Annotated in this window: 21 protein-coding genes; 4 read left to right on the forward strand and 17 right to left on the reverse strand. The window is 60.7% G+C overall.

Features of this window, described 5'->3' with window-relative positions; genetic code table 11:
- Window positions 1-69: 69 nt before the first annotated feature.
- The 7 genes from dbpA to betI form a co-directional block, all read right to left on the reverse strand.
- Window positions 70-1407, reverse strand: coding sequence for an ATP-dependent RNA helicase DbpA (dbpA, locus tag ACM6I5_RS01935; protein ID WP_238588330.1), 1338 nt, complete (start codon window positions 1405-1407; stop codon window positions 70-72).
- A 105-nt stretch (window positions 1408-1512) separates the two neighbouring features.
- Window positions 1513-2940, reverse strand: coding sequence for a multidrug transporter subunit MdtD (gene mdtD / locus ACM6I5_RS01940; RefSeq protein ID WP_414883084.1), 1428 nt, complete (start codon window positions 2938-2940; stop codon window positions 1513-1515).
- Between the two features lie 190 nt (window positions 2941-3130).
- Window positions 3131-4468, reverse strand: a complete 1338-nt coding sequence (locus ACM6I5_RS01945) for a TldD/PmbA family protein (protein ID WP_017341214.1) — start codon at window positions 4466-4468, stop codon at window positions 3131-3133.
- Complete coding sequence (locus tag ACM6I5_RS01950; RefSeq protein WP_414883085.1) at window positions 4468-5910, reverse strand: TldD/PmbA family protein; 1443 nt, start codon at window positions 5908-5910, stop codon at window positions 4468-4470. The genes ACM6I5_RS01945 and ACM6I5_RS01950 overlap by 1 nt, the downstream gene beginning before the upstream one ends.
- A 280-nt stretch (window positions 5911-6190) precedes the next feature.
- Complete coding sequence (betA, locus tag ACM6I5_RS01955) at window positions 6191-7894, reverse strand: choline dehydrogenase (protein ID WP_017341212.1); 1704 nt, start codon at window positions 7892-7894, stop codon at window positions 6191-6193.
- A gap of 166 nt (window positions 7895-8060) precedes the next feature.
- A complete protein-coding gene (gene betB / locus ACM6I5_RS01960) occupies window positions 8061-9533 on the reverse strand; it encodes a betaine-aldehyde dehydrogenase (protein WP_414883086.1) in 1473 nt (490 codons plus the stop codon).
- Window positions 9534-9641: 108 nt separating this feature from the next.
- Window positions 9642-10235: a transcriptional regulator BetI gene (gene betI / locus ACM6I5_RS01965; RefSeq protein WP_017341210.1), complete on the reverse strand. Its 594-nt coding sequence runs from the start codon at window positions 10233-10235 to the stop codon at window positions 9642-9644.
- Between the two features lie 378 nt (window positions 10236-10613).
- Here betI and ACM6I5_RS01970 point away from each other — a divergent pair, with 378 nt between their 5' ends.
- Complete coding sequence (locus ACM6I5_RS01970; protein WP_238588329.1) at window positions 10614-12563, forward strand: BCCT family transporter; 1950 nt, start codon at window positions 10614-10616, stop codon at window positions 12561-12563.
- Between the two features lie 254 nt (window positions 12564-12817).
- Here ACM6I5_RS01970 and choV read toward each other — a convergent pair whose 3' ends face one another.
- The 3 genes from choV to ACM6I5_RS01985 all read right to left on the reverse strand — a co-directional run bounded on the left by choV (window position 12818) and on the right by ACM6I5_RS01985 (window position 15852).
- A complete protein-coding gene (gene choV, locus ACM6I5_RS01975) occupies window positions 12818-13996 on the reverse strand; it encodes a choline ABC transporter ATP-binding protein (RefSeq protein WP_017341208.1) in 1179 nt (392 codons plus the stop codon).
- Entirely contained in the window at window positions 13993-14838 is an 846-nt protein-coding gene (gene choW / locus ACM6I5_RS01980) for a choline ABC transporter permease subunit (RefSeq protein ID WP_017341207.1), read from the reverse strand. Before choW ends, choV begins: the two co-directional genes overlap by 4 nt.
- 66 nt (window positions 14839-14904) lie before the next feature.
- A complete protein-coding gene (locus ACM6I5_RS01985) occupies window positions 14905-15852 on the reverse strand; it encodes a choline ABC transporter substrate-binding protein (RefSeq protein ID WP_017341206.1) in 948 nt (315 codons plus the stop codon).
- A 435-nt stretch (window positions 15853-16287) separates the two neighbouring features.
- On the opposite strand from ACM6I5_RS01985, the gene ACM6I5_RS01990 reads away from it, so the two are divergent.
- Window positions 16288-17664 (forward strand): L-serine ammonia-lyase, encoded by a 1377-nt coding sequence (locus tag ACM6I5_RS01990; RefSeq protein WP_017341205.1) that lies wholly within the window; start codon window positions 16288-16290, stop codon window positions 17662-17664.
- 595 nt (window positions 17665-18259) lie between these two features.
- On the forward strand, window positions 18260-19363 hold the full coding sequence (locus ACM6I5_RS01995) for a GlxA family transcriptional regulator (protein WP_017341204.1): 1104 nt from the start codon (window positions 18260-18262) through the stop codon (window positions 19361-19363).
- 94 nt (window positions 19364-19457) lie between these two features.
- On the opposite strand, the gene ACM6I5_RS02000 is transcribed toward ACM6I5_RS01995, so the two are convergent.
- From ACM6I5_RS02000 to ACM6I5_RS02025, 6 genes are all read right to left on the reverse strand, one after another.
- The gene (locus ACM6I5_RS02000) at window positions 19458-19721 is read right to left on the reverse strand and encodes a hypothetical protein (protein WP_017341203.1); all 264 of its coding nucleotides are present in this window, start codon (window positions 19719-19721) and stop codon (window positions 19458-19460) included.
- Between the two features lie 396 nt (window positions 19722-20117).
- Entirely contained in the window at window positions 20118-21281 is a 1164-nt protein-coding gene (locus tag ACM6I5_RS02005) for a gamma-butyrobetaine dioxygenase (protein WP_414883087.1), read from the reverse strand.
- 13 nt (window positions 21282-21294) lie between these two features.
- Window positions 21295-21771 carry a thioesterase family protein gene (locus ACM6I5_RS02010; RefSeq protein ID WP_414883088.1) on the reverse strand — a complete coding sequence of 159 codons (477 nt, stop codon included), beginning with the start codon at window positions 21769-21771 and terminating at the stop codon, window positions 21295-21297.
- Window positions 21772-21938: 167 nt separating this feature from the next.
- Entirely contained in the window at window positions 21939-22904 is a 966-nt protein-coding gene (locus tag ACM6I5_RS02015) for an L-carnitine dehydrogenase (RefSeq protein ID WP_414880190.1), read from the reverse strand.
- A gap of 141 nt (window positions 22905-23045) precedes the next feature.
- The gene (locus ACM6I5_RS02020) at window positions 23046-23933 is read right to left on the reverse strand and encodes a 3-keto-5-aminohexanoate cleavage protein (RefSeq protein ID WP_017341199.1); all 888 of its coding nucleotides are present in this window, start codon (window positions 23931-23933) and stop codon (window positions 23046-23048) included.
- A 75-nt stretch (window positions 23934-24008) separates the two neighbouring features.
- Entirely contained in the window at window positions 24009-24953 is a 945-nt protein-coding gene (locus ACM6I5_RS02025) for a choline ABC transporter substrate-binding protein (RefSeq protein ID WP_414883090.1), read from the reverse strand.
- Between the two features lie 194 nt (window positions 24954-25147).
- Between ACM6I5_RS02025 and ACM6I5_RS02030 the strand changes: the two genes are divergently transcribed.
- Window positions 25148-26092, forward strand: coding sequence for a GlxA family transcriptional regulator (locus ACM6I5_RS02030; protein ID WP_017341197.1), 945 nt, complete (start codon window positions 25148-25150; stop codon window positions 26090-26092).
- Between the two features lie 136 nt (window positions 26093-26228).
- On the opposite strand, the gene ACM6I5_RS02035 is transcribed toward ACM6I5_RS02030, so the two are convergent.
- The gene (locus tag ACM6I5_RS02035) at window positions 26229-26645 is read right to left on the reverse strand and encodes a DUF3010 family protein (protein WP_414883091.1); all 417 of its coding nucleotides are present in this window, start codon (window positions 26643-26645) and stop codon (window positions 26229-26231) included.
- Between the last annotated feature and the right edge of the window lie 2 nt (window positions 26646-26647).

The raw sequence follows: 26647 nt of genomic DNA on the forward strand, positions 1-26647 counted from the left end.
GGAGCTGATCTGAAATGCAATCAAATGTGGGCGCTGGCAGGCCAGCTCCCACAGGGGGGCGCGGCGTTTTTAGAGGATGCGCACGCGCAGCGAACGGCCTTTGATCTTGCCGTCATTCAGGCGCTGCAAGGCTTGCTTGGCGATCCCGCGTTCCACGGCCACGTAGGCCTGGAAGTCAAAAATCGCAATCTTGCCAACCTGCGCACCCGGAATCCCGGCATCGCCGGTCAGTGCGCCGAGGATGTCACCTGGACGCACCTTGTCTTTACGGCCGGCGCCGATGACCAGCGTGCTCATTTGCGGCAGCAACGGACCGCCGCCCTGGGATTTGAGGTTGTCGAGCTGATCCCAGCTCAATGGCGACTTTTGCAGCTGCTCGATGGCCTGGGCGCGATGCGCTTCGGACGGGGCGACCAGGCTGATTGCGATGCCTTTCTCGCCTGCACGACCGGTACGGCCGACACGGTGAATGTGGATTTCCGAGTCACGGGCCAGTTCGACGTTGATCACCATGTCCAGCGCATCGATGTCCAGACCGCGCGCGGCGACGTCAGTGGCAACCAGCACCGAAGTGCTGCGGTTGGCGAACATCGCCAACACCTGGTCACGGTCACGCTGTTCCAGATCGCCATGCAAACCGACGGCGGAGATGCCTTTGGCCGTCAGGTGGTCAACGGTTTCCTGAACCTGCTGCTTGGTGAAGCAGAAGGCCACGCAGGACGCCGGACGATGATGCGCGAGGATTTTGACCACGGCGTCCATGCGCTCTTCCGGGGAAATCTCGTAGAAGCGCTGCTCGATCTGCGTGTCGTCGTGGAACGCCTCGGCCTTCACTTGTTGCGGATTGCGCATGAACTTGGACGCCAGCTGCTTGATGCCCACCGGATACGTGGCGGAGAACAGCAGGGTCTGGCGACGCTCGGGGCACTGGGCAATGATTTCTTCGATGGAGTCGTAGAAACCCATGTCGAGCATGCGATCGGCTTCGTCCAGGATCAGCGTGTTCAGGCCATGAAGGATCAGCGAGCCCTTGCGCAGGTGCTGCTGGATGCGACCCGGCGTGCCGACGATGATATGCGCGCCGTGCTCCAGCGAACCGATCTGCGGGCCGAACGATACGCCGCCGCACAGGGTCAGGACCTTGATGTTGTCTTCGGAACGGGCCAGACGACGGATTTCCTTGGCGACCTGGTCGGCCAGCTCGCGTGTCGGGCAAATGACCAGCGCCTGGCAGCCGAAGAAGCGCGGATTGATCGGGTTGAGCAGGCCGATACCGAAGGCCGCGGTCTTGCCGCTGCCGGTCTTGGCCTGGGCGATCAGGTCCATCCCTTTCAGGATCACCGGCAAGCTTTGCGCCTGGATCGGCGTCATCTCGGCATAACCCAAAGAGTCGAGGTTAGCCAGCATGGCAGCGGACAGCGGCAAAGTATTAAAAGCGGTGGCGATGGTGGTCACGGGACTGGCCTGCAAAACAAAATGTCGCGCAGTGTATCAGTCCCGTGGCCATTGGCCCTAAGGTTCGATGTGTTCTTCCGGACGTTTGACACGCCGTCCGTCTTCCTTTGACAGCTGCGAGAAGATCGTCGCGGCCAGCATGGCCATGACGCCGACGGTCACGAAGGTCAGTTGGAAGGCGCCCAATACCGTGTCCACGCCATCGTTTCCGACCTCGGCCGTGAACCCGCCAAGCAGCGCACCGGCGCACGCAACGCCCAGGCTCAAGGACAACTGCGCGACCACCGACAGCAGGCTGTTGCCGCTGCTGGCGCTGGCGTCGTCGAGATCGATCAGGGTCACGGTGTTCATCGCGGTGAACTGCAAGGAGTTGATTGCGCCGAGAACCGCCAGCATGCCCAGCAGCAGCCAGTACGGCGTCTGCTCGCTGACCAGGCCCATGCTCGCCAGCATCAGACCCAGCGCCAACGTGTTGCCGGTCAGCACGATGCGATAGCCCAGGCGTTCGATCAGTGGCCGTGCCACCGACTTGGCAACCATCGCCGCAGCGGCCAGCGGCAACATGCTCATCCCGGCCTGGGACGGCGAGTAACCCAGCGCCACTTGCAGCAGCAACGGTACGAGGAATGGCAGCGCGCCGCTGCCCAGGCGGGCGAACAGGTTGCCGAGGATACCCACGGCAAAGGTCCGGGTCTTGAACAGCGACGGCGCGAACAGCGGATTATCGATGTGCCCGGCCCGCAGCCAGTACGCCGCCAGACAGGCCATGCCGCCGAACAGCAGCAACATCACGCGCAAATGCGGCAGGTGCAGTTCGCCGAGACCCTCCATGGCGACGGTGATCAGCACCATCGCCGCGCCAAACAGCAGGAAACCGAGGCTGTCGAAACGCGTGCGCTCAGTGCCGCGCAGGTCGGGGATGAATCTCCACACGGCGTAGCAACCGACGGCGCCGACCGGCAGGTTGATCAGGAAGATCCAGTGCCAGGTCAGGTATTCCACCATCCAGCCGCCCATGGTTGGGCCGATCAGCGGCCCGAGCAGGCCGGGAATGGTGATGAACCCCATGATCCGCACCAGCTCCGAGCGCGGGTAGGCGCGCAGCACCACGAGCCGCCCGACCGGGAGCATCAGCGCACCGCCCAGGCCTTGAATCACCCGGGCGCCGATCAGCATGCTCAAGGTGCTCGACAGGGCGCAGAGCAGTGAGCCGAAGCTGAACAGCAGGATCGCGCCGAAGAAGATTTTCTTGGTGCCGAAGCGATCGGCGATCCAGCCCGAGGCGGGGATGAGCAAGGCGACGGTGAGCATGTAGGCAATGATCACACCCTGCATGCGCAGCGGATCTTCCGCCAGGTCGCGGGCCATGGCCGGCAGGGCGGTGTTGAGGATGGTCCCGTCGAGGGACTGCATGAAGAAGGCAATGGCGACGACCCACGGCACCCAGCGGGCGGTGACAGCGTCGAGAGGCGGGCGGTTGGGCATGGGACCTCTTGTGGGATAGCCAGGAACCCTTGTGGCGAGGGGATTTATCCCCGTTCGGCTGCGAAGCAGCCGCAAATCCGACGAATGCGGTGTGCCTGAAACTCCGCGATTCGAGGTCATGGGGTCGCTTCGCGACCCAACGGGGATAAATCCCCTCGCCACAGGAACCCCTGTGTAAAGGGTTTTGTGTTTACAGCGTCAACGTCAGTTTGCTGATCAGCGCCCCCGGCAACAGCGCCGAAGCCGTTGCTCGCTGACTGTACGTGCTCGCCGACAGCAACAACTCGCGCTCTTCGGTCAACGCCTCCAGCTGTGAACCCAGCAAGCTGTAAGCACTGTCATCAAAACGCATGGTGCTCACCGGCGCCTGTATCTCGCCATTCTCGACCCAGAACGTCGCGAACCTTGTCATGCCGGTCATGCGCGCCCCCGGCTGGTCCGAGTAGTTCAAGTACCACAGATTGCTGATGTACAGCCCCGTGCCCAGTTGCTTGAGAATCTCTGCATCAGGCAACGTCCCGGCCGCCATGTTCAAGGCGCTCGGCATTTCACCGCCACTGGCACCGTTGGCGGTCAGGCCGTACTCGGCTGCACTGCGCGAGCTGACCATTTGCGCGCCGGCCTTGCCGTCGACAATCAACTTGAGATCGCTGCGCGGATACCCCTCGCCGGAGAACGCCGGGCTCAACGAACCGCTGACTTTTTCATCGACGGACACGAGCGGGCTGAACGAGCTGTTGCCTGCGAAAAGCTTCTGCAGCGGACTGTTTTTGCTGGCAATCGACTGCGCCGAAAAACCGCCCCAGCCGAGCATATCCATGATTTCGCCCATGGCTGCCGGTGCCAGAAAGGCGCGGTACTGACCTGGCGGCAGAGTGCGCTGCGGCCTGCCGAGAAACGCCAACTGCTCCCGTGCCTGGGCAAAGCGTTTGGCAAACCCTTCGCTGTTCCAGTCGTGCCCGGCGTAGCTGGCTTTCACTGCCTGCCCGTTGTCATGAAACAGGCTGAAGTCAAAGTTGAAGCTGTTGGCCTGGTGCCAGCCGAACGCGCCTGAAGAGCTGGCGAATCCGCGACTGATCGGACCGGCTGCATAGAAGCCCACCAGGTCCAGGCCTTCGGCAGCCTGGGCGATTTCGCCGACCACTTGCTCGGTGTCCGGCAGCGGATGCGCCTGCACGTTCTTGCTTTGCCAGCCGTTGTGGTTGAGCAGCAGATACGGATCTTTCGGCAGCAACGGCAAGGTCTCGCGCAACTGTTGCAGCCCTTCGGCCAAACGCTGGAGGTCGACTTCGGCATTGCCCGACAGCGTGATATCGAGGTCGGCATGCCGACCCTCGTTGATCAGTTTGAAGCCGACACTCGCTTGCTGAACCTGACCGGCCTGACGCACCTTGGCGTGGTTGAAACGAACAAAGGCCGATGACTCGGCGGCGTAGCTGAGGGTAAATTGCTCCGGTTCGCGAATGGCGTCGCGCAGCCAGTTGACCAAGGCCTTGAACCCGTCGGCCTGATTGTTTGACGTAGTCATCAGGCGTCTCCCCCAAACACATCCACATTGCTGAACACACAGGCCGGCGACGCATGGCCGACACGGATCACCTGGTTCGGCTCACCCTTGCCGCAGTTCGGGGTGCCAAGAACCTTGAAGGTGCTGGCATCGCCGACGGCGCTGAGGCTTTTCCAGAACTGCGCGGAAATCGCCCGGTAGTTCGGGTTTTTCACCACGCCTTTGAGCTCGCCGTTTTCAATCAACTGTGCCCATTCGCAACCGAACTGGAATTTGTTGCGCGCATCGTCGATCGACCAGGAGCGGTTGGTGCTCATCAAAATGCCGTGTTCGATGTTGCCGATCAGTTGCTCAAGCGGTTGGTCGCCAGGCTCGATGTTCAGGTTGGCCATGCGGTCGATCGGCGGGCGATTCCAGCCGCAGGCGCGGCTGTTGGCGACGCCGTCCATGCCGGATCGGAATTGCGACAGCGCACCGCCCAATGGACGCAGGAGCAAGCCTTCTTTGATCAGAAATTGCTTGCTGGCGGCGGTGCCGTCGTCGTCATGGCCGTAGCTGGCGAGCTGCTCGGGGATGTCCGGGTCGAAGGTCACGTTGAGCAGTGTCGAACCGTATTGCAGATGGCCGAAGTCTTCTGCCTTGACGAAACTGGTGCCGGCGTAATTGCGCTCGTCACCGAGGATACGGTCAAGTTCCAGCGGATGACCGATGGATTCGTGGATCTGCAGCATCATCTGGTCGGGCATCAACAGCAGGTCGCGCGGGCCTTGCGGGGCGTTCGGTGCCAGCAACAATTGCAGCGCCTGATCGGCGATTTTCGGGCCTGCACCCACCAGGCCGCAGCGACTGATCACATCAAAGCCGCCCTGTTGGCCGAAGTTTTCGCGGCCGAGGGTACGGGTCTGGCTGTCGCTGCCGTCGTAGGCGGTGACTTCCAGGCTCGGGTAGATGAAACGCTGGGCCTGGCGCAGTTCAGCGCCGGCGCTGCTGAGGTAGATCTGTTCGACGTTGGTGATGCCGATGCTCACCTGCCAGTTCACCAGTCGCTCGTCCTTGGGCACGGACGCTGATTCGGCGCCGAGCAGTTGATAGCAATCGCTCAGGGACGGGAAGGGCAGGTCGAAATTCGGCGAGAAGTAATCGGCGCGGTCGCTGGAGACGGCTTGATCACGCAAGTCGAGCAGGGCGTGGGGCTTGAGCCGGCGGGCGTGTTGCTCGGCTTTTTCCAGCGCGGCCTGCAGGCCGGATTGCGACAGGTCGTTGGTCGCGGCGTAGGCTTCGACGCCGTTGACGCGCACGGTCAACATCGCGCCTTCGTCACGACTCAGGCTCGGAGGTTCGGCGACGTTCTTGCGCACCGACAGGTACTGGCCGGACTCGCGCACATAACGCAGCGAAAAGAATTCAGCGCCCGTGCGCAAGGCAGCGAAGCGCTGCTTGAGCTGGGGGTGGAAATCGAACATTCGGGAACCTCCTTGGTATGGGGTTGCGATGTATCGGTGTCGCGAGGGGGGTGAAACGTTTGCGTGGCGCTAGATTAGGCCTGGGCGGGGATCGATATCAAGGGCGGGGCGGTGCAGGAAGTGCCGGGGTGTGTCAGGCAGGTAGGCGTTGTCTGGTCGGACCCCATCGCGGGCAAGCCCGCTCCCACAGGGGGCCTGGGTGAATCACAAATGTGTAATCCAACCCTGAACCTGGGGGAGCGGGCTTGCCCGCGATGAGCCACGCCGAGGCGTAACGGTCTTACTGAGCAGTCAGGCTCACATCCCGCAGCGGCTTGCCACGCACCGGTGCATCACCGGCCACGTAGTAGTCGGCCGTGCTGCGCGGCAACGGCTTGCGGCCACGGATCTTGTCGGCGATTTTCTCGGCGATCATGATCGTTGGCGCATTCAGGTTGCCGGTGGTGATGATCGGCATGATCGAGGCATCGACCACACGCAGGGCTTGCATGCCATGCACGCGACCTTCGGCATCGACCACGGCCATTTCGTCGGTGCCCATCTTGCACGAGCAGGACGGGTGGAACGCCGTTTCGGCGTGCTCGCGGATGAACTTGTCGAGCTGCTCATCGGTTTGCACGTCAATGCCCGGGCTGATTTCGCGGCCACGGAAAGCGTCCAGTGCCGGCTGTTGCATGATTTCACGGGTCAGGCGGATGCCGTCGCGGAATTCCTGCCAGTCCTGCTCGGTGGCCATGTAGTTGAACAGGATGCTCGGGTACTCGCGCGGGTCCTTCGACTTGGCCTGGATGCGACCGCGGCTCGGCGAACGCATGGAACCCATGTGCGCCTGGAAGCCGTGCTCTTTCACCCCGTTGCTGCCGTTGTAGTTAATGGCAACAGGCAGGAAGTGGTACTGGATGTTCGGCCAATCGAATTCTTCGCGGGTGCGGATAAAACCGCCGGCTTCGAACTGGTTGCTGGCGCCGATGCCGGTGCCGTTGAACAGCCACTCGGCGCCGATGGCCGGCTGGTTGTACCAGAGCAGCGACGGGTACAGCGAAACCGGTTGGGTGCAGGCGTATTGCAGGTACAACTCGAGGTGATCCTGCAGGTTTTCGCCGACGCCTGGCAGGTCGTGAACCACCGGGATGTCGAGCTTTTTCAGCAGTTCGGCCGGGCCGACGCCCGAGCGTTGCAGAATCTGCGGCGAAGCGATGGCGCCGGAGCACAACAGCACTTCTTTGCGGGCGCGGGCTTCAACGCGCTCTTCAGCGGCGCCGATCAGGTAACGCACGCCGACCGCACGCTTGCCTTCGAACAGGATCTTGTCGGTCAGGGCGTGGGTGACGATGGTCAGGGTCGAGCGCTTCTTGGCGATGTCCAGGTAGCCGCGTGCGGTGCTGGCGCGACGGCCGTTCGGCGTCACGGTGCGGTCCATCGGGCCGAAGCCTTCTTGCTGGTAACCGTTCAAGTCTTCGGTGCGCGGGTAACCGGCTTGTACGCCGGCTTCAACCATGGCGTGGAACAGCGGGTTGTTGCCGGCTTTCGGCGTGGTCACGCTGACCGGGCCGTCGCCACCGTGGTAGTCGTTCGGGCCGATGTCACGGGTTTCAGCCTTGCGGAAGTACGGGAGGCAGTTCAGGTAGTCCCAGTCTTCAAGACCTGGAAGCTTGGCCCAGTTGTCGTAGTCCATCGCGTTGCCGCGGATGTAGCACATGCCGTTGATCAGCGAAGAACCACCGAGGCCCTTGCCGCGACCGCATTCCATCCGGCGACCGTCCATGTGTGGCTCCGGATCGGTTTCGTAGGCCCAGTTGTAGCGACGACCTTGCAGCGGAAACGCCAGGGCGGCCGGCATTTGCGTGCGGAAGTCCAGGCGGTAGTCCGGACCGCCGGCTTCGAGCAGCAGGACGGTGACGCCTTCGTCTTCAGTCAGACGGGTCGCCAGGGTGTTACCGGCCGAGCCGGCACCGATGATGATGTAATCGAATTCTTGGGACATTTAAATGCACCCTCTTTGAAAGTGGTCAGGTCAGACCGTTGGGAGTGCTGCGCACTCGATCGCCACGGTGCGGCGATCCGACAGGCTGGCTCCCACATTGGAATACGTACTCTGTGGGAGCCAGCCTGCTGGCGATGACGGCCTCGCAGGCGAAGCAGATGCCGCCTTAGAACACCGAGGCGTAATCGCCCAGCTCAACCTGTACCGATTTGATGCGTGTGAAGTTGTTCAGCGAGCTGATGCCGTTCTCACGGCCAACACCCGACTGCTTGTAGCCGCCGACCGGCATCTTGGCGTCGGACTCGCCCCAGGCGTTGATCCAGCAGATACCGGCTTCCAGTTGATGAATCACGCGGTGAGCGCGGTTCAGGTCCTTGGTGACGATGCCAGCGGCCAGGCCGAAGTCGGTATCGTTGGCACGACGGATCACTTCTTCTTCGGTGTCGTAGGTCAGGATCGCCATGACCGGGCCGAAGATTTCTTCGCGCACAATGGTCATCTCGTCGGTGCAGTCGGTGAACACGGTCGGTGCCACGAAGGCGCCTTTGGCGAAGTCGCCTTCGGTCAGACGGCTACCGCCGCAGAGCACGCGAGCGCCTTCTTCCTTACCTTTGGCGATGTAACCCAGCACGCTTTCCATGTGGGCAAAGCTGACCAGCGGGCCGAAGTTGGTGTTTTCGTCTTCCGGGTTGCCGATACGGATACGGGCAACGCGCTCAGCGATCTTGGCTTCGAACGCCGCTTTCAGATGGCTCGGAACGAACACTCGGGTACCGTTGGTGCAGACCTGACCGGAGCTGTAGAAGTTGGCCATCATCGCGGTGTCGGCGGCGCGATCGAGGTCGGCGTCATCGAAAATGATCAGCGGGGACTTGCCGCCCAGTTCCATGGTCACGTCTTTCAGCGAGGAGCTGGAAGCACTGGCCATCACCTTCTTGCCGGTGTCGGTGCCGCCGGTGAAGGAGACTTTCTCGATGCGTGGGTGCTCGGTCAGCCAGGTGCCGACTTCACGGCCGCTGCCGGTCAGGACGTTGAACACACCCGCTGGAACGCCCGCTTCGGTGTAGATCTCGGCCAGTTTCAGCGTGGTCAAGGACGTGACTTCGCTCGGCTTGAAGATCATCGCGTTACCCGCCGCCAGGGCTGGTGCGGATTTCCACAGGGCAATCTGGATCGGGTAGTTCCACGCACCGATACCGGCGACAACGCCCAGCGGCTCGCGACGGGTGTAGACGAACGAGGTGGTACGCAGCGGAATCTGCTCGCCTTCGATGGCCGGAACCAGGCCCGCGTAGTACTCCAGCACGTCAGCACCGGTGACGATGTCGACATACTTGGTTTCGGAGAACGACTTGCCGGTGTCCAGGGTTTCCAGGGCGGCCAGTTCATCGTTGCGCTCGCGCAGGATGTCCACGGCACGGCGCAGGATGCGCGAACGCTCCATGGCGGTCATCGCGGCCCAGATTTTCTGGCCCTTTTCGGCGCTGACGACAGCGCGCTCGACGTCTTCCTTGGTCGCACGCTGTACGTTTGCGAGGACTTCACCGTTAGCCGGGTTGATGGCTTCGAAAGTGGCGTCGCTGCTGGCGTCGGAGTAACCGCCATCGATGTAGAGTTTTTGCAGTTCGAAACGGGCCATAGTGTCCTCGCAAGTGCATAAGTGGTTGGCGTAGGCCACCGCGGTGAAGCCATACAAGTGTGGCAACACCGATCGGCAGCAGTTCAGGGGCTGAGCGTTATGTGTGCTCTAACTCACCTGCTTGGCCAATTGGAAATCCATGTATTCGTAAGCGATCCGGTGCGCCTGCTCCGTGTCGAAAGCATCTCCCGACAGCGCCCCCCGCAACCACAAACCGTCAATCAACGCCGCCAGGCCCCGGGCTGCACTGCGCGCATCATCGAGCGGCAATACGCGACGGAACTGGCAGCACAGGTTGGAATACAGACGGTGATCGTTGATCCGCTGCAACCTGTGCAAAGACGGGTGGTGCATGCTGGTGGCCCAGAAGGCCAGCCAGGTTTTCATTGCCGGGCCATTGACCTGGCTGGCGTCGAAGTTGCCTTCGATGATCACCTGCAGATGCGCCCGCGGGCTGTCATCTTCCAGCGCCTGACGGCGCGCGGTGACGTTCTCGCTGAGGACACTCATCAGGTACTGCGCCGTGGCAGCTATCAGGCCGTTCTTGTCCTGAAAGTAATGACTGATGATGCCATTCGAGACACCGGCCAAACGGGCGATCAGCGCAATGCTGGCGTCCCCCATCCCGACCTGATCGACGGCCTGCAATGTGGCTTCGATCAATTGCTGGCGGCGGATGGGTTGCATACCGACCTTGGGCATCTTGCACATCTCCTTAGGCCTTCCGGCAGACGCAAAACGTCTATCGGGTTGAGGGCCAGTCTATTTTGTTTTGATTGAACGTTCAATCAACAAAGAATAAGATCTGCGACAAATCGTCGCTGCTTACAGATTTTTTCTACGTGTAAATGGCGATAAACCGACATCCAAAACGGCTCGAAACCTATACGCAACCGCGTCTACAGGCTTCGGGCTTTTTTCGGGGTGTCTTTATATCACCCGCCGGTCGGCTGCCAACTCATCGATTGGTCGGGTATCGCGTTGCCTTGTGTTCTTCTCTCGCACTGCCGGAGCCTCTGTGCCATGAGTTCTGCCTCTCTTATAAAGACCCCGCCCGAGAAGGTGACGGTCAACGGTTGGGTGTTCTACACCTCTACCGCGCTGATCCTGCTGTTGACCGCCATTCTGATCATCGCCCCGCAAGAGGCCGGCAGAATGCTCGGAGTGGCTCAGGCCTGGTTGTCCCGCAGCTTCGGCTGGTACTACATGGTGGTGATCGCCGCGTACCTGGTTTTCGTGGTCGGCCTGGCGTTTTCGTCCTACGGCAAACTCAAACTGGGCAGCAAGGACGACACCCCGGACTTCAGCTATGGCGCCTGGGCGGGGATGCTGTTCTCCTCGGGTATCGGCATCTCGCTGCTTTACTTCGGTGCTTCCGAGCCGCTGGACCACTACTTCAACCCGCCGGAAGGCGTTTCGGCCAGCAACATGGCCGCGCGTCAGGCGGTGCAGCTGACTTTCCTGCACTGGGGCCTGCACGGTTGGGCGATCTACGCACTGGTCGGCCTGGCCGTTGCTTACTTTGCCTATCGTCATAATCAGCCGCTGGCGTTGCGTTCGGCGCTGTATCCGCTGGTGGGCGAACGTTGGGTCAAAGGCGCGGCCGGTCACGCGGTGGACGGCTTCGGCATGTTCGTGACCCTGCTGGGGCTGGTGACGAACCTGGGGATCGGTTCGCTGCAAGTGTCGTCGGGCCTTGAAAACCTGTTCGGCATGGAACACAGCAACACCAACCTGCTGATCGTGATCATCGTGATGAGCACCGTGGCGACCATCGCTGCCGTGTCCGGCGTGGAAAACGGCATTCGCCGTCTGTCCAACCTGAACATCGTGTTGTTCAGCGGGCTGCTGATTTTCGTGCTGCTGTTCGGCCCGACTTTGCACCTGCTCAACGGCTTTGTGCAGAACATCGGTGACTACCTGAACGGCGTGGTACTGAAGACCTTCGACCTCTACGTTTACGAAGGCAACAGTGAGAAGTCCGACCGCTGGTTGGGCTTGTGGACCCTGTTCTACTGGGCCTGGTGGATTTCCTGGGCGCCATTCGTAGGCATGTTCATCGCGCGTATTTCCCGTGGTCGCACGGTGCGTGAACTGGTGGCGGGCGTGCTGCTTATTCCGCTGGGGTTCACCCTGGCGTGGCTGTCGATCTTCGGTAACTCGGCCCTGGACCTGGTGATGAACCATGGGGCGGTGGAGCTCGGGAAGACGGCGCTGGAACAGCCGTCCATGGCGATCTACCAGTTGCTGGAGCATTACCCGGCGTCGAAAGTGGTGATCGGCGTATCGATCTTCGTGGGTTTCGTGCTGTTCCTGACCCCGGCGGATTCCGGTGCGGTGATGATGGCCAACCTTTCGTGCAAGGGCGGCAATGTCGACGAAGATGCGCCGCACTGGCTGCGGATCTTCTGGTCCGTGGTGATCACCCTGGTGACCATCGGCCTGCTGTTCGCCGGTAACTTCGAAGCCATGCAAACCATGGTGGTGCTGGCCGGCCTGCCGTTCTCGGTGGTGCTGGTGTTCTTCATGTTCGGCTTGCACAAGGCCATGCGCCAGGACGTGCAGATCGAACAGGAGCAAGCGGAACTGGCTGCACGCGGTCGTCGTGGTTTCAGCGAGCGTCTGACCCAGCTGGACCTGCAACCGAACCAGTCGATCGTTCAGCGCTTCATGGACAAGCAAGTCAGCCCGGCGCTGGAAGAGGCCGTGGTTCAGCTGCGTGGCAAAGGTCTGGACGTGCAAACGTTGCTGGGCAAGGCCAAGCGCTGCATGGGCCTGCGGATCGAGATGGAAGAGGGCAACCCTTTTGTCTACGAAGTGAGCCTGGACGGCTATCTGGCGGCGGCGAGCGACACGGTGTCGGCCGAAAGTGCCGATGAACCGCGCGCACGTTACTACCGCGCCGAGGTGTACCTGCACAACGGCAGCCAGGATTACGACTTGATGGGCTTCACTCAGGATCAGATCACCCGTGACGTGCTCGATCAGTTCGAAAGCCATCGGCAGCTCCTTGGCCGGGTCTATAGCTGAAACTTGAGGTCATGCGGTGCAAGTTGCTGCACCGCAGATCCATTGTGGCGAGGGAGCTTGCTCCCGCTCGACTGCGTAGCAGTCGCATTTAACGATAACGCGGTCTTTCTGAATGACCGTGGTGTCTGGTTTTGGGGTTGCTACGCAACCCAGCGGGAGCAAGCTCCCTCGCCACAGTTATCAGCATTCCAAGCCAAATATCTGCACTAACAAAAACGCCGCGATCCTCTCGCGGCGTTTTTGTGTGTGCTGCCTTAGCCCAGGTTCTTGCCGAGCAGCGCGTGATACAGCTCGCTGTCGCCGAGAATCCCGACCACCTTGTTGTTGTCGTGCAGTACCAGCTTGTTGCCGGTCTGATAACGAATCTGCAGCGCATCGCGCATGCCGATGTTCGAATCCACCAGGGTGGGTCGACGACCCAGCCCTTCTACCGCCTGACCCGGCACCCAGTTCTGCAGATCCAGCGCTGAACCATTCTGGCGTGCGCCCTTGATGGTGTTGCCTTCGGCCAGGTCCAGCCACGAATCGCCGCCCGGATCGAGGCAGACCGAACCGTTGATGCGTTTGCAGTTGTCGAGGGTGCGCATCAGGCTGCGACCGCACAACACGTTCAGCGGGTTGGTGTGCGCGACAAAGGTCCGCACGTAATCGTCCGCCGGGTTCAACACGATTTCTTCTGGCTTGCTGTACTGAATGATCCGACCGTCTTTCATGATCGCGATGCGGCTGCCAAGCTTCAGGGCTTCATCGAGGTCGTGGCTCACGAACACGATGGTTTTGCTGAGCTTGCGTTGCAGTTCCAGCAGTTCGTCTTGCAGGCCCTGGCGGATCAGCGGGTCGAGGGCCGAGAAGGGTTCGTCCATCAACAGAATGTCGGCGTCCATCGCCAGCGCGCGGGCCAGGCCAACACGCTGCTGCATGCCGCCGGAGAGCTCGTCCGGCTTCTTGTTGCGCCACTGGGTCAGACCCACCAGCTCAAGCTTTTCGTCCACCAGTTTGCGCCGTTCTTTCTCGGGGCGGCCCTGCATTTCCAGACCGAAGCTGATGTTCTCGCGCACCGTCAGCCAAGGCATCAGGGCGAACTTCTGGAACACCATCGCGATACGCTTGGTGCGCATCATTTTCAGTTCTGCCGGAGTACAGGACGCGATGTCGATCTGCTTGCCTTCGTGCTCGACAAACAACTTGCCACGGCTGACGGTGTTGAGGCCGTTGATGCAGCGCAGCAGGCTCGATTTGCCGGAGCCGGACAGGCCCATCAACACGCAGATTTCACCTTTATCGATATCCAGGCTGGCCTTTTCAACACCGACGATCTGGCCGGTCTTTTTCAGGATCTGGTCGCGGGTCATGCCTTGATCGAGGAGCTTGAGCGCCTCGCGCGGATCTTTGGAGAAGATTACGTCGACGTCTTCGAAGCGAATAATGCTCATGCGTCACCCCCTGCTTTAGCGTCGGGTTGTTTGCAGATACGGTCGAGCATGATCGCCAGCAATACGATCGCCAGGCCGGCTTCGAAGCCCAGGGCGATATCAGCAGTGTTCAGTGCGTTGACCACGGGTTTGCCCAGGCCGTCGGCGCCCACCAGTGCCGCGATCACCACCATCGACAACGACAGCATGATGCACTGGGTGATACCGGCCGCGATGCTTGGCATGGCGTGGGGCAATTCAATCCGTGAGAGCAATTGACGACGCGAGCAGCCGAAGGCTTTGCCAGCGTCCATCAGTTCCTGAGGAACATCGCGAATGCCCAGGTAAGTCAGGCGGATAGGCGCGGCAATCGCGAACACTACCGTTGAAATCAGACCCGGGACCACACCCAGACCGAAGAGGGTCAGGGTAGGAATGAGGTAAACGAAGGTCGGTACGGTCTGCATCAGATCGAGTACCGGACGCATCACGGTGTAGAACATCGGCTTGTGCGCGGCGACGATGCCCAGCGGCACGCCGATGACCACGCAGACCAGGGTGGCGAACAACACCTGGGCGAGGGTTTCCATGGTTTCCTGCCAGTACCCCAGATTGAGGATCAGCAGAAAGGAGGCAATGACGAAAACGGTCAGCCCCCACTTTCGTTGAATGAAATGTGCCAGTAGCGCGATGAGGCCGATCAATGCCAGCGGGTTGAACCAGGTCAGCGCAAAAGTCACGCCGTGGATCATCGTTTCCAGTGACACGGCGATTGCGTCGAAGGTGTTGGCGCCGTGTTGCGTCAACCATTCAACGAAGCCCGCAATGTACTGGCCTAGAGGTATTTTCTGATCAATCAGCATGGTAGTGAACGTCCGCATGCAAGGAAATAAACAGCCCGGGCGAGCGAACCCGCCCGGCGTAAGCGATTACTGCGCGAGCTTGGCTTTCACGGCCTCCAGGCCTGGTTTACCGTCAATGGTGGTCACGCCAGCGAGCCAGGTATCGAGGACCTGTGGGTTCTTTTTCAGCCAGGCCTTGGCGGCCGCTTCAGGCTTCATTTTGTCGTCCAGGATGTTGCCCATCAGTGAGCTTTCCATGTCGACGGTGAATTCCAGGTTTTTCAGCAACTGGCCCACGTTGCTGCACTCCTGGACGTACCCCTTGCGGGTATTGGTTGCCACGGTGGCTGCACCGAAGTCAGGGCCGAAGAAGTCGTCACCACCGGTCAGGTACTGAATCTTGAAACGCTTGTTCATCGGATGCGGCGCCCAGCCCAGGAATACGACGGCGGTGTCGCGTTTCTGCGCGCGGTCGACTTGCGACAACATGCCCGCTTCGCTGGATTCGACCATCTTGAATCCGGCGTCCTTCAAGCCGAAGGCGTTCTTGTCGATCATACTCTGGATCAGACGGTTGCCATCGTTACCCGGTTCGATGCCGTAGATCTTGCCGTCGAGTTCTTTCTTGAATTTGGCGATGTCGGCGAAGTCATGCAGCCCTTTGTCGTACAGCGCCTGCGGCACGGCGAGGGTGTACTTGGCGCCGGTGAGGTTGGTGCGCACGACATCCACGGTGCCGGCATCGCGGTAGGCCTTGATGTCGTTTTCCATGGTCGGCATCCAGTTACCGAGGAAAATGTCCATGTTCTTGCCATCGGCCAGGGACTTGTAGGTCACCGGAACGGAAATCATGGTGGTTTTGGTCTTGTAGCCCAGGGCATCGAGCACGACGCTGGTGGTGGCGGTTGTCGCGGTAATGTCGGTCCAGCCGACATCGGAGAAGTTTACGGTACTGCACTGAGCGGGTTCTGCGGCTTGAGCCAGTAACGGCAGACTCAGCATGGCGGCCAACAACAACGACGGGGAACCTTTCATGGATGGACTCCTTGGTGTTTTTTTTGGCAGTGTTCCGACTGGACCACCGCACTTATAGGTTGCGGTTGGATGGCGTTTTGGAGACAGCTCTACCAGGGCGCCTTGCAATCGAGTCGATACGATCATGTACCAGTGAAAATCTGACGCCTACAGGGTGCGTCGTAACCAGTACAGGGATGGTCGCATCCAGTGTCGGTGACGTCGTTTACAGATTTTTTCAGCCCCTTTTCCCCCTCTGCATCGCCAAAAAATGGCGAAAACATGGCGTAAAACGCACACGGCGTTGGTGGGCATGAGTGCGTCGGTGTGAGACGTCGAACGACACCGCAAAAGCCTGATGATGCGGCCATCTCGGCGGATTGCAGCTTGAGCGTAGCAGCTCCGTCACCGGGCGCTTCTGCGTCTGGAGTAGGCACATCCAGGAGTTCGGCAGTAATGGCTATCAGCGTTTTCGACCTGTTCAAAATCGGCATCGGTCCTTCCAGTTCGCACACCGTGGGGCCGATGCGCGCCGCGGCGCTGTTCGTGCAAGGTTTGCGTGAACAGGGTCTTTTGGAACAAGTGCGGCGCGTCGAAGTTCAGCTTTATGGCTCGTTGTCCGCCACCGGCATCGGTCACGGCAGCGACAACGCGGTGATCATGGGCCTGATGGGCGAGTGGCCGGACGCGATCGATCCGTCGCAAATCGGCATTCGCATTGAAACCCTGCGCGAAACCCACACGCTGCTACTCGATGGCCGTTTGTCGGTGCCGTTCATCTGGGGCCGGGACATGCGCCTGATCGACGAAAACCTGCCGTTCCACCCCAACGCCATGACCCTGATCGTCGAAGGCGATGACGGCGAGCTGCACCGCGACACCTACTATTCCATCGGCGGCGGATTTGTCGTTGATGAAGCCCAGGCATCCAGCGGTGTGGTGGATCTGGATCGCACCGAGTTGCCGTACGATTTCTCCAGCGCCGTCGAACTGCTCAGCCTCTGCAAGCAGCACAACTTGCGTGTTGCCGAATTGATGATGGCCAACGAGAAGGTCTGGCGCAGCGAAGAAGAAATCCGCGCCGGGCTGATGAAACTCTGGCGGGCGATGCAGGATTGCGTCGAGCAGGGCCTCAAGCACGAAGGCATCCTGCCCGGTGGCCTGAACGTGCGCCGCCGTGCAGCCAAATTGCACCGTAGCCTGCAGGAGTTGAACAAGCCCAACGTGATCGGCTCGACCTTGAGCGCTATGGAGTGGGTCAACCTGTTCGCCCTGGCGGTCAACGAAGAAAACGCCGCCGGCGGGCGCATGGTCACGGCGCCGACCAACGGCGCAGCGGGGATCATTCCGGCGGTGTTGCACTACTTTATGAAGTTCAGCGAGGCGGTGACCGACGCCAACGTGGTCGACTATTTCCTCAGTGCCGCCGCGGTAGGGATTCTGTGCAAGAAGAACGCTTCGATTTCCGGTGCGGAAGTCGGTTGCCAGGGCGAAGTCGGTTCGGCTTGCGCCATGGCGGCTGCGGGGCTGGCGGAGATTCTTGGCGCCACGCCGGAGCAGTTGTGCAATGCGGCGGAAATCGGCCTGGAGCATAACCTCGGCCTGACCTGCGATCCGGTCGGCGGACTGGTGCAGGTGCCGTGCATCGAGCGCAATGCGATTGCCGCGGTGAAAGCGATCAACGCGGCACAGATGGCGTTGCGCGGCGATGGTCAGCACTTTATTTCGCTGGACCGGGTGATCCGCACCATGCGTGATACCGGGGCGGATATGCATGACAAATATAAAGAGACATCGCGGGGTGGGTTGGCGGTGAGTGCGGTCGAGTGCTGAAACCGCGTCGACCCTGTGGCGAGGGAGCTTGCTCCCGCTCGGCTGCGCAGCAGTCGCAAGACCGGCGACTGCGGTGTACCTGAAAGAATGCGGTCGCAGGGTTTGGGGCTGCTGACGCAGCCCATCGGGAGCAAGCTCCCTCGCCACAGGACGGTTTCTGCCACACCAGACCAGTCAAAACTGCGCGCTAAGTGAACACAGGAATTGAAACGCGCCACGTTTTGGCGCGTCGCTTACAGATAAGCCACGTGTATCAAGCCAGGGATCCAAACCGGCCCTGACCGTTCGTCTCTCGTGCTTGCGGTGACACTCTTTCCAGGAGCGCCGCAGCCCTGTTCCCACAAGTGCTACCGATCTGCTCACACGCAACGGAGCAGAGCGCTTGCTGCCCTTCCTGATACGTATAACCCCTACTCGCGACGCGGCTTATATAGACACGCCGCGACGTCGTTTTCAGGAGTTATTGAACGCGCATTCAATTTTAGGCATGGCAATTGCTCTGTCATTACAAAGCCCGTCTCCCATGCGAGAACGATGGCAATAACAAGAGCCTCCGCCTGAGGCCATCACCCGCTTTGTGTGAGGAGATACCGCGATGACGACGTTCAACTCCGGGGCTCAACCCCAGAACCGTGCGCCTCAATCCATCGGCTTTCTGCTGCTGGACAATTTCACGCTGATTTCTCTGGCCTCCGCCGTAGAGCCCCTGCGTATGGCCAACCAATTGTCCGGTCGCGAGCTGTATCGCTGGACCACGCTCACCGTCGACGGCGGTCAGGTCTGGGCCAGTGACGGTCTGCAGATCACCCCCGACGCCTCGATGCACAAAGCCCCCTCCATGGACACCATCATTGTCTGCGGCGGTATCGGCATCCAGCGCACCGTAACCCGCGAGCACGTGTCGTGGCTGCAAAGCCAGGCGCGTCAGTCCAAGCGCCTCGGTGCGGTTTGTACCGGCAGCTGGGCCCTGGCCTGTGCCGGCCTGCTGGACGGTTTTGATTGCAGCGTGCACTGGGAATGCCTGGCCGCTATGCAGGAAGCCTTCCCGCGCGTGGCCATGAGCACCCGTTTGTTCACCCTCGACCGTAACCGTTTCACCAGCTCCGGCGGCACCGCGCCGCTGGACATGATGCTGCACCTGATCAGTCGCGATCACGGTCGTGAACTGTCGGCTGCGATCTCGGAAATGTTCGTCTACGAGCGCATCCGTAACGAACAGGATCACCAGCGCGTGCCACTCAAGCACATGCTCGGTACCAACCAGCCGAAGTTGCAGGAAATCGTTGCGCTGATGGAAGCCAACCTTGAAGAGCCGATCGACCTCGACGAACTGGCGGTGTACGTCGCCGTGTCCCGTCGACAACTCGAGCGGTTGTTCCAGAAATACCTGCATTGCTCGCCGTCGCGTTACTACCTGAAACTGCGTTTGATCCGCGCCCGGCAATTGCTCAAGCAAACGCCGATGTCGATCATCGAAGTGGCGTCAGTGTGCGGCTTCGTGTCCACGCCGCACTTCTCCAAGTGCTACCGCGAATACTTCGGCATTCCGCCGCGTGACGAACGCGTAGGCTCCAACACCACGCAACAAGTGGCGATGATGCCGCTGCCGCAAGCATTGGTGCTGTCGCCGTTGTCCGGGCCGTTGTCGGCGCTGAGTCAGGCGCGCAATGAGTCGACGTTTGCCAGCGTAAGGCTCTAAACCGAGGCGCCTTTGGAAAAAGATCGCAGCCTTCGGCAGCTCCTGCAAAGATCGGTGTAGGAGCTGCCGAAGGCTGCGATCGTTTGATCTTTTATCAGGCGCTACGGCTTTGCTGGTACTCCGCCAATGCCGGCAACAATTGCTTGTCGATGGCCTGGCGCACCGCCGGCAGGATGGTCGCGCTGCTGGTATACATCTGCTTGACCATAGTCCGCAGTGTCATCGCCCGCTCATCATTCAAGCCCCGCACCGCACACTCGCAAGCCTGCTCGGCCGTGGAGCCGTTCGGTACTTGAAAACCCAACGATTTCAGTTGGCCCAACAGGTCTTCCTGGTCAATCAAATCGGCGTGCATCATGACGCAATCCTTCTTCAGGGAACGGTGTCGTGGTTCGATTCTCGTAGGGGTACGGGGTGGCGGCAAGGACGATTTGTCGCAATGGCCGCAATACCTATGAACAGGTCGTTTTCGGCTAACTTGCGAGAGGGGAGAGTGGGCACACTGGATTCAGCTGGCTCCTCGACGGTTTGGTCACCCTCGCGCAACGGCTCCTCAACAGTACCTTCTACCCCGATCCTGTCACGGCTTGATCGGGGTTTTTTTTGTCTGTGAATACGGGGTTTTTGTGTTGTATGGGCGGACGCCATCGCGGGCAAGCCACGCTCCCACAGAATCGGGGGGGGCACCACCGGTTTGGCGAACGCCGCGCAACCTCTGGGAGCGTGGCGTGCCCGCGATGAACGATGACGCGGTTTAACGCTGTAACACGAGGATTCGCGAGAGCAACTCATCCCGATCGACATAGCACCCCTGAAAATGCCGGGCGCCGCTGGCGGGGTCGAAGGCGTTGCGTGCGTGAAGGGTGCGGCGGTTATCAAAGCACCACATCTCCCCCGGATTAAGCCGTGTCATCACCCGGAATCGCGCCTCGCGAGTCATCGCAATGAAGCGCCGGTAAGCGCGATACAACCTGGGCATCTCATCCACCGATGCATCAAACGGCCCACGCAAAAAGTTCGCCATACGGATTTCCGACACCTGCCCCAACGCATCCAGCGCGATGATCGGCGCGAGGCAGCGGTAGTCGCTGTGACGGTCCTTGTTGCGAAACTCCACAGGGATTTCACACAAGGCCTTGAACGACTCGGGATCTTCCTCGCGCAACGCGTGGGCAATTGCAAAACCGTCGACAAAAATACTCTCGCCCCCGTCCGCATCATTGACCAGGCAATGCAGGAATTGCAGGCCCGGTTGCAACTCCCGGGTCGGCAGGTCGCTGTGCAACGGCAGATTGAAAGCGGTGTAGGCATTGCTGTCGGCATCGGCCTTGGATTGCACGTTGAACAGCACGCCGAAATTGCTCTCCCGGATGAAGGAAATCCGCTGGGCAATCAGCTTCAGCGAGCCCGGTTCGGTGGGCACGCCGCGCACTTGAGTCAGGCCGGTATCGCGCACCGCTAAAAGCCACTGCAACAGCGCATCGTTATCGTTCATCAACGCCTGGTAGTCGAACACTGGCAGTTGAAAGTCGCTTTTCCACAGCCTGGATTTCGGCTTGCCGGCCCGGCGTTCGGCGCGGGATTCGTCGTCATAGGCGTGGGCCCGCAACCAGCCTGGATCAAAGCGACTCTGGTGGCCGTCCTGCCAATCGACACGCAGGCAACCTTCAGCATCGACACGCGCATTTGCCGCCGTCAGGTCCTCAGCCACATCGACGATTTCCAGTACCTGCTCGCGGGTCACGGTGTAGACGCATTGCGGACACGGGCAGTTGTCCCGCAGCCATTGATGATGAAAGGGGCTGACACGGGTATCCGCCCATGTCACAAGAATGCGATCCGCCAAGGCCTGCACGCCACTCAGCGCGCTGATCAACGGATAAGTACGAAAGTCGGCAAACGCAGCGGCGGTGTTCATGGTGATCTCCTTGTTATTTTTTTGTAGGTAGAGCGATCACTCGGCCAATGCAGGCAGGGGCAGGCAGGTCGGTTTGTTCGGCAACGATGGCTTGCAGCTTTTCCAGCGTTGCTTCGCTGAACGGCGCGGAACGCGGTCCTGCGAGGTCGACGTGCAGCAGCATTTGTTCGTTGCCCGCCAGTTCCTTGTCATCGCCGACCAGATGCAGGCTGTGATAGAGGTGCAGGCGTTTGCTGTCGTGAGCAATGATCTGGGTGTGCACTTCAACGTTGGCGCCGAGCTTCACTTCGTGCAGGTAGTTGAGGTGCAGTTCGAGGGTAAACAGCGAGCTGCCGCTGGCTTCGCGGTTGTCGCTGTCCATGCCCAGGCGGTCCATCAGTGCGTCGGTGGCGTAGCTGAAAATCAGAAGGTAGAAGGCGTCGCGCAGGTGGCCGTTGTAGTCGACCCAGTCGGGGATGATTGTGGTTTGGTAGGTGGTGAGGGTGGGCATGGTGGAACTCCACAAATAGTGCGGGTGTGTGGCGAGGGAGCTTGCTCCCGCCGGAATGCGCAGCAGTCCCAAACCGATGTATGCGGTGTATCAGTCAAATCGCATTCGCTGGTTTACGACCGCTCGCGGCCGAGCGGCAGCAAGTTCCCTCGCCACAAGGGCAGTGTTTATTCGCTGAACGCCATCCCATGCTTTTCTTTGGTGGTCTTCACCGCCTCAAGCACCGCCAGCAGGCAGTCATCACGATAGCGCTCCAGCGCGGAAATGCTGTGCTTGCCCAACTGATCACTGGTGCCGTCCACCACATCGTCGATCAACTTGTCGGTCAGTTCCGGTGCTGGCAGGTACGTCCACGGCAATTGCAACGCCGGCCCGAACTGCGCCATGAAGTGCCGCATGCCGGCATCGCCGCCGGCCAGGGTGTAAGTCAAAAAGGTGCCCATGAACGACCAGCGCAGACCCGCGCCAAAACGGATCGCGTCGTCGATTTCACCGGTGGTCGCCACACCGTCGTTGACCAGGTGCAGCGCCTCGCGCCACAGTGCTTCGAGCAAACGGTCGGCGATGAATCCTGGCACTTCCTTGCGCACATGGAGCGGACGCATGCCCAAGGATTCGTAGACTTTCATGGCGGCTTGAACGGCTTCCGGGGCAGTGTTCCTGCCGCCGACCACTTCCACCAGGGGCAACAGATAAACCGGGTTGAACGGGTGGCCGACCACGCAGCGTTCGGGGTGGGTCGAGCTCTCGTAGAACTCGCTCGGCAACAGGCCCGAAGTGCTGGAGCCGATCAAGGCATCGGGCTTGGCCGCCGCGCTGATTTTGCTGTGCAGTTCCAGTTTCAGATCGAGGCGTTCCGGGGCGCTTTCCTGAATGAAATCGGCATCGCGAACACATTCTTCGATGGTCGCGACAAAGCGCAGGCGATCTTGCGAAGCACCGGGCGCCAGGCCTTGTTTCTCCAGCGCGCCCCAGGCATTGGCGACGCGTTTGCGCAGGGCGGCTTCGGCACCGGGCGCCGGGTCCCAGGCCACCACGTCGAGGCCGTGGGCGAGAGCGCGGGAGACCCAGCCGCTGCCGATGACACCGCTGCCCAGGGCGGCGAAGGTTTTGATTTCGGTGATAAAAGTCATGGCGATTACCTGAATTTGGCTCGGAAAAAACTGTGTGAGCGAGCCTGCTCGCGATGGCGGTATTCCTGTCGCAGATGATGTTTCGGTTGTACCGACGTCATCGCGAGCAGGTTCGCTCACACAGGGGGAAAGGTGTCGGGATCAACCGCGCTTGGTCAGGCCCATTTTTGCTCGGCCTTCCGCCGGCGTCAGAACCCGGGCGCCGAGGCGACTGAGGATTTCCGAGGCGCGTTCGACCAGTTGGCCGTTGGTTGCCAGCACACCCTTGTCCAGCCAGATGTTGTCTTCCAGACCGACCCGCACGTTGCCGCCCAGCAGCACCGCTTGCGCCGCCATCGGCATCTGCATGCGACCGATGCCGAAACCGGCCCACACGGCATTTGCCGGCAGGTTGTCGACCATGGCTTTCATGGTGGTGGTATCCGCCGGCGCGCCCCACGGGATGCCCAGGCAGAGCTGGAACAGCGGGTCGTCGAGCAGGCCTTCCTTGATCAACTGTTTGGCGAACCACAGGTGACCGGTGTCGAAAATTTCCAGCTCGGCCTTCACGCCCAGCTCTTGAATGCGTTTGGCGCCAGCACGCAGCTGCGCCGGGGTGGACACGTAAATGGTGTCGCCGTCGCCGAAGTTCAGGGTGCCGCAATCGAGGGTGCAGATTTCCGGCAGCAGTTCTTCGACGTGGGCCAGGCGGGTCAGCGGGCCGACCAGGTCGGTGTTCGGACCGAACTCCATCGGGTTCTCGCCGGCGCCGATTTCCAGGTCGCCGCCCATGCCGGCGGTGAGGTTGACGATGATGTCGACGTCGGCCTCGCGGATGCGCTCCATCACTTCGCGGTACAGCGCCACGTCACGGCTGAATTTGCCGGTTTCGGGGTTGCGCACGTGGCAGTGGACGACTGTGGCGCCCGCTTTTGCTGCTTCTACGGCGGCGGCGGCGATTTGTTTCGGGGTGACCGGCACGTGTGGGCTTTTGCTGGTCGTGTCGCCAGCACCGGTGAGTGCGCAGGTGATGATGACGTCGTGGTTCATGAGGCGGGTTCCTTGCAGGCGTGATGATTCCGTTCGCAGCCCCGTAGGGCTGCGAGTCGGTGGTTCAATCGGGGTTTATTTGCTGGTCAGTTTCAAATTGTCAGCCGCCGGTTTGCCATCGAAGGTGGTCACACCTTCCAGCCAGCGTTGTTTGTCTTGCGGGTGATCTTTCAGCCATTGCTTGGCCGATTCGAACGCGTCCTTGTGATCCAGCAGCGGCTGCATCATCCGGCTCTCGTCTTCGGCGGTGTAGGTCAGGTTGCTGAGCAACTTGCCGATGTTCGGGCACTGCTGCGCGTAGTTCGGCGAGGTGACGGTCCAGACCGTGGCCATGCCCTCGTTCGGGCCCAGCGCGTCGTCGCTGCCGGTGAGGTAAGTCATCTGCACGTTGACGTTCATCGGGTGCGGCGCCCAGCCGAAGAACACCACGGCTTCTTTGCGGCGTACGGCGCGGTCCACCGCGGCGAGCATGCCGGCCTCGCTGGACTCGACCAACTGGAACTTGCCGAGGCCAAACTGGTTCTTGGCGATCATCGCCTTGATCTGGGTGTTGGCGCCCGAACCGGGCTCGATGCCGTAGATTTTGCCGCCCAGTTCTTTTTCGAACTTGGCGATGTCGGCAAAAGTCTTCAGGCCCTTGTCGGCGAGATAAGTCGGTACGGCGAGAGTGGCGCGGGCGTCTTTCAGGCTTGGCGCTTCAAGCACCTTGACCTGATTGGCGTCGACGAACGGCGTGATGGTCTGGGTCATCAGCGGGTTCCAGTAGCCCAGGAACAGGTCCAAGCGCTGGTCGCGGACCCCGGCGAAAATGATTTGCTGGGACGCGCTGGTTTGTTTGGTGTTGTAGCCGAGGCCATCGAGCAGGACCTGAGTCATGGCACTGGTGGCGATCACGTCGGTCCAGTTCACCACGCCCATGCGGACGTTCTGGCAAGAAGCGGGTTCGGCGGCCATGACGCTGGCGCTCAGGAAAGCGGTACCGCTGAGTGCAAGAACACAGCTGCTGATCAGTCGTTTCATCTCAGGTTTCCTCGGCAGTTCGTTATTGTGGGTCCGGTCGTCTTTGTGCGCCGGTGATGCCAAGTTACGCAGCTTGAGGCCCGTTAAAGCGCACTGCGGCGACCAGCTCTTGCACTGCGGCGACCTGTGCTCTTGAATGCCGCGCGCAAGTGGCGTATCAACATCACACGCCAGCCGCCAACCGAGTGCGCTCCATGTCCCAGGATTTCTACTTCTTGTTGATGCCGGGTTTCTCGGCCATCGGCTTTATCTCGGCCATCGAGCCGCTGCGGGTCGCCAATCGCTTTCGCGGCGAGCTGTATCGCTGGCATGTGCTGAGCGCAGACGGCGGGGCGGTGCTGGCCAGTAACGGCATGTCGGTCAACGCCGATGCGGCACTAGAGCCGCTGAAGAAAGGTGCGACGCTGTTGGTGGTCGCCGGCTTCGAACCGCTGAAATTCGCCACCCCGGCACTGGAGCACTGGCTGCGCCGACTGGACAACGAAGGCGTGACCCTCGGCGCCATCGACACCGGCAGTTTCGTCCTTGCCGAAGCCGGCCTGCTCGACGGTCATCGCCTGACCCTGCACTGGGAAGCCATCGACGCCTTCAAGGAGTCTTATCCACAGCTCAGCGTCACCCAGGAGCTGTTCGAGATTGACCGTCGGCGCATCACCTCCGCCGGTGGCACCGCGTCCATCGACCTGATGCTCGACCTCATCGCCCAGGCCCACGGCCCGGAACTGGCGATCCAGGTCAGCGAACAATTCGTACTCGGCCGTATCCGCCCGCGCAAAGACCACCAACGCATGGAAGTCGCCACGCGGTATGGCATCAGCAACAAGAAGCTCGTTCACGTTATCGGCGAGATGGAACAGCACAGTGAGCCGCCGCTGACCACGCTGGAGCTTGCGGAATCTATCAAAGTGACGCGGCGGCAGCTGGAGCGTTTGTTTCGGTTGCACCTGAACGACACGCCGAGCAATTTCTACCTGCGATTAAGGCTGGAGAAGGCGCGGCAGTTATTACGTCAGACCAATATGAGTGTGCTGGAGGTGAGTATCGCGTGCGGGTTTGAGTCGCCGTCGTATTTCACCCGCAGTTATCGGGCGCGGTTTGCCCGTTGCCCCCGGGAAGACCGGCGTACTGCCAACGCCTGATGCAGGTACACAGAACCAATGTGGGAGCCAGCCTGCTAACGATGGCGGTGTGTCAGGCAACAATGTTGTTGACTGCTACTCCCTCATCGCCAGCAGGCTGGCTCCCACAGGTGATTTGTGTCGCCAGAAAGAACGCTTACTTCTTCAGCAGCGCCGAACACGCCGCCTTGTAAGCCTCATGCTGATACTTGTTCAACGTCCCCGGCAGCTCAAAATCAAACTTCTTGTTCTGCGCATTGATCGTCTGCGGTGACAAGAGCGTCACCTCGCAGTTCTCCAGCAACTGAAAAATGCCCTCGATCTTGAACGTGGTCGGCCCACCGGCGAATTCACCTTTCTTGCTGCGCTTCTTGATCGCGATCCGGTCAATGGCGTTCTCGCGAACAAACGACGCCACCTGAGCGGCAAAGACCTTGACGTTGGCGGCCTCGTCGTCATCGTCGAGGGCGATTTTCTTGGTGTTGAGCGCGACGTGGCTTAGCACCTGATCGTCGAGAGAGGCCACGGCGATGATTGCTTCGCTGCCTTTGATTTCGATGCCGCAGATGTTCATTT

The sequence above is a fragment of the Pseudomonas sp. IT-P171 genome, from assembly GCF_949767765.1.
Classification (GTDB): Bacteria; Pseudomonadota; Gammaproteobacteria; order Pseudomonadales; family Pseudomonadaceae; genus Aquipseudomonas; species Aquipseudomonas fluorescens_B.

Bases quoted from the DNA above. Each gene is read 5' to 3' on its own strand.
- dbpA (WP_238588330.1), bottom strand. From the start codon at position 1,407: ATGCTGGCTAACCTCGACTCTTTGGGTTATGCCGAGATGACGCCGATC.
- mdtD (WP_414883084.1), bottom strand. From the start codon at position 2,940: ATGCCCAACCGCCCGCCTCTCGACGCTGTCACCGCCCGCTGGGTGCCG.
- ACM6I5_RS01945 (WP_017341214.1), bottom strand. From the start codon at position 4,468: ATGACTACGTCAAACAATCAGGCCGACGGGTTCAAGGCCTTGGTCAAC.
- ACM6I5_RS01950 (WP_414883085.1), bottom strand. From the start codon at position 5,910: ATGTTCGATTTCCACCCCCAGCTCAAGCAGCGCTTCGCTGCCTTGCGC.
- betA (WP_017341212.1), bottom strand. From the start codon at position 7,894: ATGTCCCAAGAATTCGATTACATCATCATCGGTGCCGGCTCGGCCGGT.
- betB (WP_414883086.1), bottom strand. From the start codon at position 9,533: ATGGCCCGTTTCGAACTGCAAAAACTCTACATCGATGGCGGTTACTCC.
- betI (WP_017341210.1), bottom strand. From the start codon at position 10,235: ATGCCCAAGGTCGGTATGCAACCCATCCGCCGCCAGCAATTGATCGAA.
- choV (WP_017341208.1), bottom strand. From the start codon at position 13,996: ATGAGCATTATTCGCTTCGAAGACGTCGACGTAATCTTCTCCAAAGAT.
- choW (WP_017341207.1), bottom strand. From the start codon at position 14,838: ATGCTGATTGATCAGAAAATACCTCTAGGCCAGTACATTGCGGGCTTC.
- ACM6I5_RS01985 (WP_017341206.1), bottom strand. From the start codon at position 15,852: ATGAAAGGTTCCCCGTCGTTGTTGTTGGCCGCCATGCTGAGTCTGCCG.
- ACM6I5_RS01990 (WP_017341205.1), top strand. From the start codon at position 16,288: ATGGCTATCAGCGTTTTCGACCTGTTCAAAATCGGCATCGGTCCTTCC.
- ACM6I5_RS01995 (WP_017341204.1), top strand. From the start codon at position 18,260: ATGACGACGTTCAACTCCGGGGCTCAACCCCAGAACCGTGCGCCTCAA.
- ACM6I5_RS02000 (WP_017341203.1), bottom strand. From the start codon at position 19,721: ATGATGCACGCCGATTTGATTGACCAGGAAGACCTGTTGGGCCAACTG.
- ACM6I5_RS02005 (WP_414883087.1), bottom strand. From the start codon at position 21,281: ATGAACACCGCCGCTGCGTTTGCCGACTTTCGTACTTATCCGTTGATC.
- ACM6I5_RS02010 (WP_414883088.1), bottom strand. From the start codon at position 21,771: ATGCCCACCCTCACCACCTACCAAACCACAATCATCCCCGACTGGGTC.
- ACM6I5_RS02015 (WP_414880190.1), bottom strand. From the start codon at position 22,904: ATGACTTTTATCACCGAAATCAAAACCTTCGCCGCCCTGGGCAGCGGT.
- ACM6I5_RS02020 (WP_017341199.1), bottom strand. From the start codon at position 23,933: ATGAACCACGACGTCATCATCACCTGCGCACTCACCGGTGCTGGCGAC.
- ACM6I5_RS02025 (WP_414883090.1), bottom strand. From the start codon at position 24,953: ATGAAACGACTGATCAGCAGCTGTGTTCTTGCACTCAGCGGTACCGCT.
- ACM6I5_RS02030 (WP_017341197.1), top strand. From the start codon at position 25,148: ATGTCCCAGGATTTCTACTTCTTGTTGATGCCGGGTTTCTCGGCCATC.
- ACM6I5_RS02035 (WP_414883091.1), bottom strand. From the start codon at position 26,645: ATGAACATCTGCGGCATCGAAATCAAAGGCAGCGAAGCAATCATCGCC.